The 8,729-nt window shown below is 42.7% G+C and carries 10 protein-coding genes; 7 read left to right on the forward strand and 3 right to left on the reverse strand.

Annotated elements, in window-relative coordinates; all coding sequences use genetic code 11:
* Positions 1 to 86 precede the first annotated feature (86 nt).
* On the forward strand, positions 87 to 881 hold the full coding sequence (locus IQ234_RS18385; RefSeq protein ID WP_193958137.1) for a CPBP family intramembrane glutamic endopeptidase: 795 nt from the start codon (positions 87 to 89) through the stop codon (positions 879 to 881).
* Here IQ234_RS18385 and IQ234_RS18390 read toward each other — a convergent pair.
* Positions 864 to 1,661 carry a Tab2/Atab2 family RNA-binding protein gene (locus IQ234_RS18390; RefSeq protein WP_193958138.1) on the reverse strand — a complete coding sequence of 266 codons (798 nt, stop codon included), beginning with the start codon at positions 1,659 to 1,661 and terminating at the stop codon, positions 864 to 866. The genes IQ234_RS18385 and IQ234_RS18390 overlap by 18 nt on opposite strands.
* Before the next feature lie 493 nt (positions 1,662 to 2,154).
* Here IQ234_RS18390 and rimM point away from each other — a divergent pair, with 493 nt between their 5' ends.
* The 4 genes from rimM to IQ234_RS18410 all read left to right on the forward strand — a co-directional run bounded on the left by rimM (position 2,155) and on the right by IQ234_RS18410 (position 4,794).
* A complete protein-coding gene (gene rimM / locus IQ234_RS18395; protein WP_193958139.1) occupies positions 2,155 to 2,733 on the forward strand; it encodes a ribosome maturation factor RimM in 579 nt (192 codons plus the stop codon).
* A 205-nt stretch (positions 2,734 to 2,938) separates the two neighbouring features.
* Positions 2,939 to 3,718, forward strand: a complete 780-nt coding sequence (locus tag IQ234_RS18400) for an ABC transporter permease (RefSeq protein ID WP_193958140.1) — start codon at positions 2,939 to 2,941, stop codon at positions 3,716 to 3,718.
* A 52-nt stretch (positions 3,719 to 3,770) separates the two neighbouring features.
* On the forward strand, positions 3,771 to 4,235 hold the full coding sequence (locus IQ234_RS18405; protein WP_193958141.1) for a hypothetical protein: 465 nt from the start codon (positions 3,771 to 3,773) through the stop codon (positions 4,233 to 4,235).
* Between the two features lie 64 nt (positions 4,236 to 4,299).
* Positions 4,300 to 4,794 (forward strand): hypothetical protein, encoded by a 495-nt coding sequence (locus tag IQ234_RS18410; RefSeq protein WP_110577943.1) that lies wholly within the window; start codon positions 4,300 to 4,302, stop codon positions 4,792 to 4,794.
* Positions 4,795 to 4,913: 119 nt separating this feature from the next.
* On the opposite strand, the gene cimA is transcribed toward IQ234_RS18410, so the two are convergent.
* Positions 4,914 to 6,554 carry a citramalate synthase gene (gene cimA / locus IQ234_RS18415; protein ID WP_193958142.1) on the reverse strand — a complete coding sequence of 547 codons (1,641 nt, stop codon included), beginning with the start codon at positions 6,552 to 6,554 and terminating at the stop codon, positions 4,914 to 4,916.
* A 62-nt stretch (positions 6,555 to 6,616) separates the two neighbouring features.
* Between cimA and IQ234_RS18420 the strand changes: the two genes are divergently transcribed.
* Complete coding sequence (locus IQ234_RS18420; protein WP_193958143.1) at positions 6,617 to 6,955, forward strand: 2Fe-2S iron-sulfur cluster-binding protein; 339 nt, start codon at positions 6,617 to 6,619, stop codon at positions 6,953 to 6,955.
* Between the two features lie 136 nt (positions 6,956 to 7,091).
* Positions 7,092 to 7,637: a hypothetical protein gene (locus IQ234_RS18425; protein ID WP_193958144.1), complete on the forward strand. Its 546-nt coding sequence runs from the start codon at positions 7,092 to 7,094 to the stop codon at positions 7,635 to 7,637.
* Here the strand turns inward: IQ234_RS18425 and sds are convergent.
* A complete protein-coding gene (gene sds, locus IQ234_RS18430) occupies positions 7,634 to 8,605 on the reverse strand; it encodes a solanesyl diphosphate synthase (protein ID WP_159254018.1) in 972 nt (323 codons plus the stop codon). The genes IQ234_RS18425 and sds overlap by 4 nt on opposite strands.
* Positions 8,606 to 8,729 lie beyond the last annotated feature (124 nt).

Here is an 8,729-nt window from a genome sequence, read left to right on the forward strand (position 1 = left end):
CCCCTCTGCCCCCCCCGATGTCGGGGGGGGTTGGGGGGGTCACACCCCACACCCCACACCCCCACTTCCATAACACCTAATTGACAATGGACATAGCTGCCTTAATAAAAATTATTATTTTCCTGTTAGCCTGGTTAATTCTCTGGCTGCCCATTGCCATTGGTTTAGGGAGTCGTTTGGGATGGCAACCGCTGCAAGGGACAAAACCTGACCAGAAATTGCCCCTAGTGGCCTCTCTTTACGCCTTGGCTCCCTTAGTTATCTGGGGATTATTGAAGATAGAGGGGAGCAGCCTCCATAATTACGGATTAATTTGGTCATTTTCCCTATTTATCTCCCTAACCAAGGGATTAATCTTGGCAGTGCTGGGATTAGGGATAATTTTTTTCCTAGAGGGGATTTTGGCCTGGGTACATTGGCAGCCAAAAAATCTAACTCGTGCTTTTGCCTTGAGTTTACCCCTGTTGATAGTGGCCCTCTGGGTGGGTATTACCGAGGAATTAATCTTTAGGGGCATCTTTTTGAGCCAATTAAGCCAAGAATACGGTTTTTGGGTGGCGGGAGCCATTTCCAGCCTAATTTTTGCCCTGCTGCACTTGCTTTGGGAACGTCAGCAAACGCTGCCGCAACTACCCGGTTTATTTCTGATGGGCATGGTTCTGGTCTGGGCGCGGGCGATCGATCATGGTAGTTTAGGATTAGCTTGGGGACTTCATAGCGGTTGGGTGTGGGGATTGGCCTTGCTAGACAGTGCCGAATTGATGTCTTACAGCGATTCTGGGTTAGTTTGGGTTAAAGGTATCTATAACCAACCTTTGGCGGGTTTAGCGGGTATTCTTTGCCTATTGGGGACAGCTTGGGGGTTAAACTTGTTTCAGTAGCCAAAAGCCGGTAAAAGTGCGACCAGAATCATCCGGTTGTATGAGGAGAAAGTGCAAACCTTGGCTTTCCTGTTTGGTTGCTTGATAAATATTGGCTGCCAAGGCCACTTCTTCATCTTCGTAGGTCAGAAAAATCCAACGTTCATTTAGACCTGATTCCAAGACTAAACCGCCCGATCGCCCCCTTTCTGTGGGAATATGATCGATGAATACTGGGTTAATTTCCTCTAACCAACGAGCGATGGCAAGAGATTTTTTACCACCGGTAATAACCACACCGGGGATCATGAGAGTGGAGGCTAAACCTAATTTTAAAGGAGAAAAGGCCTCTGGTAGGGAAAGAATCGGTATTCTGCGATCACCAAAAAAGTTAACTAAATCAACGGCGGGAAAACGAGCAAAACGCCACTCTTGACCTAAAAATTGGTCTGGTAGGGGTTGCGGTGGAGGAGAGTCGATATTGATGGGGATTTGCCGTAATTCTAGCTGTTTTTTCAGGGCGTTAACATGACGGGTTAACTCAATTTTGATCTGTAAATTTTGACCAGCGAGGAGAAATAAATTGGCGCATTGGGGGCGAAAAACTTGGATAATTTCCGGGGGGGAGACTTGACAAGCTTGCTGTAACTGTTGGGTTAACCAGTCGCTATTAGCTTGGGATTGGGGACAGGAATTTTCATAAATAAGATGACCAAGAGGATCGAAAATTAACAATTGCCAGACTGGGCCAAGAGAAGATGAAGATGAAGATTTATAAAAATCCGCTTGCCAAATAGTCATAATTCAGTAAAAAGCCACCAGTAAAAAGTCAAAAAATGGTCAGGAGTAGAGGTCAAATAAAAATTTTACCTTACCAAGACTTTTAAAATAAACCTCTTGCATAATTAATTTTTGCAGGTTTAAAAACGGCAGAAATAAGGATTAAATTGCCTAAAATTGGCTCTTCTAGGTTCTGTGTGATAAGTTTAACTTACAATATGATCAATCAATCTTTGTGTCCTTTGTGTCTTTGTGGTTCGTTCCACCCCCCCGCTAGGAAGAATGTATCTTAGAATACATTTTACCCACCAAACCCAAGAGAGCCTAAAATTTGTAAATAAACCATTTAATTGATTATTCTTTATTCTTAATTCTCCTGACTCCTGACTACTGACTACTGACTCCTGACTCCTAACCCTAACAACAATTTTTGATTTTTACAAGAGGTCTAATCTAGGAGCGAGACAAAAAAGGCTATATACTAGGGAAAGCTATAGCAAAAAATGTCAAGACAATGGAAGAAAATTGGCTAGAAATTGGGACAATAGTAGCACCCCAGGGACTGGAGGGAGAATTGCGAGTTTTATCGGTATCAGATTTTCCCGAACGTTTTCAGAAGCGAGGTATTAGGGGAATACAAGGACCCCAAGGGGGAGAAATCCGAGAAATTACCCTGCTTAGGGGACGTGATCTACCGGGCAAAAATGTTTATGTTATCAAGTTAGAGGGGGTTGAAAATCGGGAACAGGCCGAAGCTTTGCGCGGATATAAATTATGGGCGAATAAACTAGAAAAACCTCGCCTAAAAGCGGATGAATATCATGTTAGTGAGCTAGTAAACTTGGAGGTTTATCATCACCTGACAGGAGAAAAAATCGGGGTCGTAGTAGATATTTTGTGGGCGGGTAATGACATTTTAGCAGTGCAACTAGAAGCAAATCTCGCCTCCGTCAAGAAACAAAGTCCATCTGCTGACTCAAAAGCCACGGCCCTGGTTCCCTTTGTCAAAGAAATTGTTCCACTGGTGGATCTGAAAGCGGCACGCATCGAGATCTCGCCACCACCGGGGTTATTAGAGATCAATTTATCCTAGGCTGATTCTTGATGGTGGATTTCGACAAAGATAAGGTAACAATGGAACAGTAAGGATTAGCTGCTGTTTTGGCTAACTTTAAGAATACCTAGTCATCGTTACGGACTGCTACCGTGACAATTTTTGATTTTTAGAGGAGGTCCACTTTTGTCACGGAAATGGGTAATCTCAAAAGGAAAGACAGATATTATTTTGATGAAAGGCTATGGGTATCAGCATCCTGAGAATCTGGGCGATCGCAGCTAATAGTTTTCGCGAGGTTATTCGCGATCGCATTCTTTACTTTATCGGGTTTTTTGCCTTGTTGATGGCCTTCGCTTGGCGTTTATTACCAGAAATTGCGGTGGGAACCCATGAGAAAATCTTTCTTGACTTGGGATTAGCCGCTATCGGGTTATTAGGGGTAATTGTCGCGGTTTTTATGGGTACAGGGCTAATTAATAAGGAAATTGACAAGAAAACTATTTTAGTTTTGATTCCCAAACCCCTGAGTCGGGCCGAATTTATCCTCGGTAAACACTTGGGTTTGTCCGGGGTTTTAGCGGTGATGTTGGGGGTAATGTTGGTGATTTACCTGCTGATGTTGCTGGGGATGAAAGTATCTTTTCAACCTTTACCCCTGATTGTCTCGGTTTTCTATCTCGGTTTAGAATTAATTCTGATCGCAGCCGTGGCGATCGCTTTTGGGGTATTTACCAGTTCGATTTTAGCCACGCTAATGACTTTTGGGGTCTATCTAATGGGTCACATCAGCAAAGATCTGATCCAATTGGGTATAATCAGCAAAAATCCCAATATCCTCGCCATCACTAAAAATATTTATCTAATTCTCCCAGATTTGGAGAGATTGAATTTTAGAAATGAGGCCGTTTATGGTTTGCTGCCTAGTGCTGATGTTCTAATCGGTAATGCCCTCTACAGTCTCGTTTATACTGGTCTATTATTGGGTATCTCCATCCTCATCTTTTCACGACGACAATTTTAAATGGCCTTGCCGAATGTCATCGCCATCGATTAGTTTATAGACATGATTAGCCATGAAATTAAAGGCACAACTGCATATTTTAAGTCGAGAAGCGGTCAATTACGGACTGGCAACCGTGGTCATGGAAGAAGCGGTTAATCCCGTCCTTGCAGCTTTTGCTAGACAGTTAAAACATTTACAATACTATGTAGTTCAAAATAGCCAAGGTGATTGGTTACTAACCACCTTAGCTCATCGGCAGCAGCCACAACAGGAAAAAAGGGTGATCTATGCCTTTGCTACGGAAAAAATGGCCATATCTGCTCAAAATACTGCTAATTCACCCCTATCAACGCTCCTGATTCCCGTAACCCATCTTTTATTCCAATTATTTGCCGTAGAAAAAGTAGATAGTATTATTTTTCTGGAAAATGCACACACCGCTCAAACAGGAAAAGAAATCTCCCGGACTCAATTAAAGGCTAATATTGAAAAACAACTGCAAAAACTAGGGACAATTCCTGCCAATCTTGCTTAATTAGTTATCAATAGGGAAAAGTTAATTATCTGCAATTGCCTTTTTTACTCGTACTCACATTACCATGACCGAGCCAACCCGATTAAACTATCACGATACCTATTCTTGTCCCGTCTGTCGCCATGGTAAAATCGCCACTTTACCACTCATGGAAGCCTATGCTTGTAACTTTTGTCAACACATTTTTACTGCTAATTTAGAACAACAGGTTTTAAAAATGGCCGATAGTCAATTACCCTTAACTTGGTATTGGAATGGTAAGTATTGGCAGGGTTTACCGAGAGAAGGAATGGAGATAGCAGGTTTTTACTTAATTATCGGTTTAGGATTTGTGATTTTTCCCACAGCAATTGTGACTACGGGGGCCTATCTTTTTCCTCCAGTCGAGGGGAGTCCTTTGTCATGGGTGCCTCTATTTTGGTCGATTTTAACCTTTATTTGCCATGCTATTTGTTTACTCTGGTTAATTATCGAATATTATCAGTTTCCCGTTAATATGTATCTACGGGCCTTGGCTCGTCGTTGGCAAAATTCGGTCGTCACTAGATTATTATCCTAGGAAACATTCAATCCCAGAAAGGGGAGATGGGAATTATGAATTATGAATTATGAATTATCAATTATGAATTATGAATTAGGGGAGTGAGGATAAAAAATCTGATAACTGATAACTGTTCCCTAAATTATCCCTAAAGGACAAAATTGACCCGATAATTCTAGTTTATTGTTTTGCAGCAGATATAAACCGTATTCAATTCCTTCTACTACTGCTTGATAGGAAGCTTCCAAAATATTACTAGACACTCCCACAGTAGTCCATCTTTGTTGACCGTTACTGGACTCGATTAAAACCCTAGTTTTCGCTGCCGTCCCCGAACCACTATCGAGGATTCTCACTTTATAATCGGTCAGGTGAAAGTTAGCAATTTCGGGATAGAATTTGACTAAAGCTTTTCTTAAAGCCCGATCTAAAGCAGCCACTGGCCCGTTACCCTCGGCCACTTCTAATAAATCTTCCTCTTTTACCCGTACTTTAATTGTTGCAATCGCATTACCACTATCCCGGAGCATATCACAATAAACTTGGAATCCTTTTAATTCAAAAAGGTGGCTTCTCTGTCCCAAAGCTTCCCGCATTAATAACTCAAAACTAGCTTCGGCTGCCTCAAATTGATAACCCTGACTTTCCAAGATTTTTAAACGTTCCAATATTTGCCGACAGGTGGGATCATCTTTATTTAAATCGATGCCAAAACTACGCGCTTTCGCTAACACATTACTTAACCCCGATTGGTCAGAAATGACAATGCGACGCTGATTCCCGATCGCTTCCGGGTTAATATGTTCGTAGGTGAGGGGATTTTTCGCCACCGCAGAAACGTGAATACCGCCTTTATGGGCAAAAGCGGAACGTCCGACGAAGGGAGCATGATCATCCGGGGCTAAATTGACCATTTCGCTGATTTTTCGGCTAGTTCCCGTCAATCGGCCTAATTGATTTTCTTCTAGGCAAGAAAAGCCCATTTTTAACTGAAGATTGGGAATTAAAGTACATAAATTGGCATTGCCGCAGCGTTCCCCATAACCGTTAATTGTGCCTTGAATCATGCGTGCGCCCTCGTTAACTGCCGCTAAGGAGTTAGCCACGGCGGTTCCTGCGTCATTATGGGCATGGATGCCTAATTGAGGCGCATTTTCATCATCAGGATCGATGCCCAATTGCTCCCGCACTTTCTCCACAATAGGGGCGATTTCTTGGGGTAAAGTGCCACCGTTGGTATCACAGAAAACTAACCATTCGGCCCCGGCATCCCTAGCGGTTTTCAGGGTTAAAAGGGCGTATTCGGGGTTATTTTTGTAACCATCAAACCAATGTTCGGCATCATAAATGACTCGTCTTCCCTGACAGCGTAGATACTCGATCGTATCTCCTATCATGGCTAAATTCTCCTCCAGACTGGTTTTTAAGCCCTCTGTGACGTGTAGATCCCAAGATTTGCCGAAAATTGTCACCCAACGGGTTCTAGCGGCGAGAATGGCGGTTAACATCGAATCTTCCCGGGCCTCGACATGGGGGCGACGAGTGGAACAAAAAGCGACTAATTCCGCTTGTTTTAGGGGTTCTTCGTGCAGTTTCCAGAAAAATTGACCATCTCTAGGGTTTGCGCCAGGCCAACCGCCTTCGATAAAAGGAATACCCATCCGATCTAATTCCCTGGCGATTTTAATTTTATCTTCTAGGGAGAGGGAAATACCTTCTCGCTGGGCCCCATCCCGGAGAGTAGTGTCATAGACCCAAATGCGCTTACCATTGTTCATAGAAATAGTCAATAGATGTTAATATTAATTAATAACTGTAGCCACTTAAAATCACGCCCCTAATGCCTAGAATAACAGTTTACGGTCAAACAATCACCTGCGATCGAGGTGCAAATCTCCGTCGCATATTATTAAAACATGACATTTCTTTGTATAATGGCGGTTCCAAGTTAATCAATTGTCGCGGCATCGGCAGCTGTGGAACCTGTGCGGTGGCAATTGTGGGCGAAGTTTCTGCTATCAATTGGAAGGAAAAAGCGCGTCTTTCTTTACCTCCCCATAACCCCAATAATAACCGTCGTCTTGCTTGTCAAGTCAAAGTTTTTGGTGATATTGAAGTGACTAAATACGATGGTTTTTGGGGACAAGGAGACGCGGTGATCAATGAGCAGTTATTTTAGCTATCGGTCGTCAGTATTCAGGAATCAGCATTCAGGAGATTATTTTTATTTATTCTCCCCGCTTCCCAATTCATAATTCATAATTCATAATTCCCACTCCCCCACTTCCCCATACCAACAAGATAAAGGTTATCAAATGAACGAGACAATAACTTTTCGGATATCACCTATAATTCGGGTAACTTTATTAAGTTTATATGTGGCGTTAACCATCCCCTTACCCTTTTTAGCAAAAGTTACTAATTCCCCCATTAATCCCAATTTTCTCTGGATAGGAATTAGCTTAGGATTAATCGCTTTATACGGAGCTTTAAGTGAAAGAGTGATTTTATCAGAGACAGGGATACAAGTTACCTATCCCCAATGGTTTCCCGCTTTTCTTCGCTCTGGTTGGTGGTTAAATTGGACAGATATAAAAGAACTTAAATGTCGCAGTACAGGACAGGGTGGTTTAGTTTATTATTTCCTTGATCGCTCCGCAGAAAAAGCCTATTTATTGCCGATGCGAGTGGTGGGATTTAATCGCATGGTCAAAATAATCGAGGAAAAAACTAACTTGGATATGACTGATATTCGCCCCCTTTCTCAGCCTTGGATGTATGGAATTCTTTTTACTCTCACCCTATTTTTATTATTAGTCGATGCGTGGACTATTGCTACGGCGAGAACTATTATTCCCTAATAAATTCGGCTCAAAACGTAATCCACTAGCTCGATTAACACCTCTTTTGAGGGAGAAGAAGCTAAACAGTCAAGGTGTTTTAAGGCACTTTGACCATACTGATTGGCTAACTCTTTTGAGCGAGGAATACCTTGGCTAGAGTGAATAAAATCAAGAGCTTTTTCGATGTCTCCTTCCTGACTAAATTCCCGTTCGATCAACACTTCTATGTAGGGATTTTCCTCCATGGCAAAGAGAGCGGGAGCAGTAATATTACCACTGATCAAATCAGAGCCAGAGGGTTTTCCTAATACTTCCGTGGGGGAGGTAAAATCGAGAATATCATCGACGATTTGAAAAGCTAATCCTAAATCACGACCATAATTATATAAATGATGATTAACTTCAGCCGATTGCTCGCTTAATACCCCGGCTGCTTTGGCACTGTTGGCAATTAAAGAAGCAGTTTTGTAGTAACTTTTTTCTAGATAAGCTTCCAGGGAGATACTGGTATCAAAGCGATTAATTCCCTGTTGAATTTCCCCTTCAGCAAAATCGCGAATCACTTCCGAGAGCAATTTTACCACTTCTAAATTATCTAAATTAGCTAGATACCAAGAGGATTGAGCGAAAAGGAAATCCCCCGCTAAAACCGCCACGCGATTGTCAAATAAACTGTTAACGGTGGGAACACTGCGCCGCAATTCCGCCTCATCTACCACATCATCATGGACGAGACTGGCAGTGTGGATCATCTCCGTGATTTCCGCTAATCGACGATGACGGGGAGTGATATCCCGGTCTAACATAGTAGCGCGAGATACCAGCAACACGATCGCTGGTCGAACGCGTTTACCACCGGCCTCGAACAAATGTTCTGCTGCCGCCGCTAAAATGGGATGACGAGCGCCGACGAGGTTTTTTAAGTTATCGGTCAAAAGACGGAGATCATCGTCAACGGGTGCGAATAAAGAAGTTGTTGGGATCATTGGTTAGCCAATTGGCGAGATAGTTACGAAAGTTTACATATCCTTACATTTATTTTAATCTAACCGTCCAGACTAGGGAAGGGGAAGCATCAGTGATCAGTGAGGGGTTTTAGGGTTTTAGGGG

The sequence above is a fragment of the Microcystis aeruginosa LEGE 91341 genome (assembly GCF_015206885.1).
GTDB classification, from domain to species: Bacteria; Cyanobacteriota; Cyanobacteriia; order Cyanobacteriales; family Microcystaceae; genus Microcystis; species Microcystis aeruginosa_H.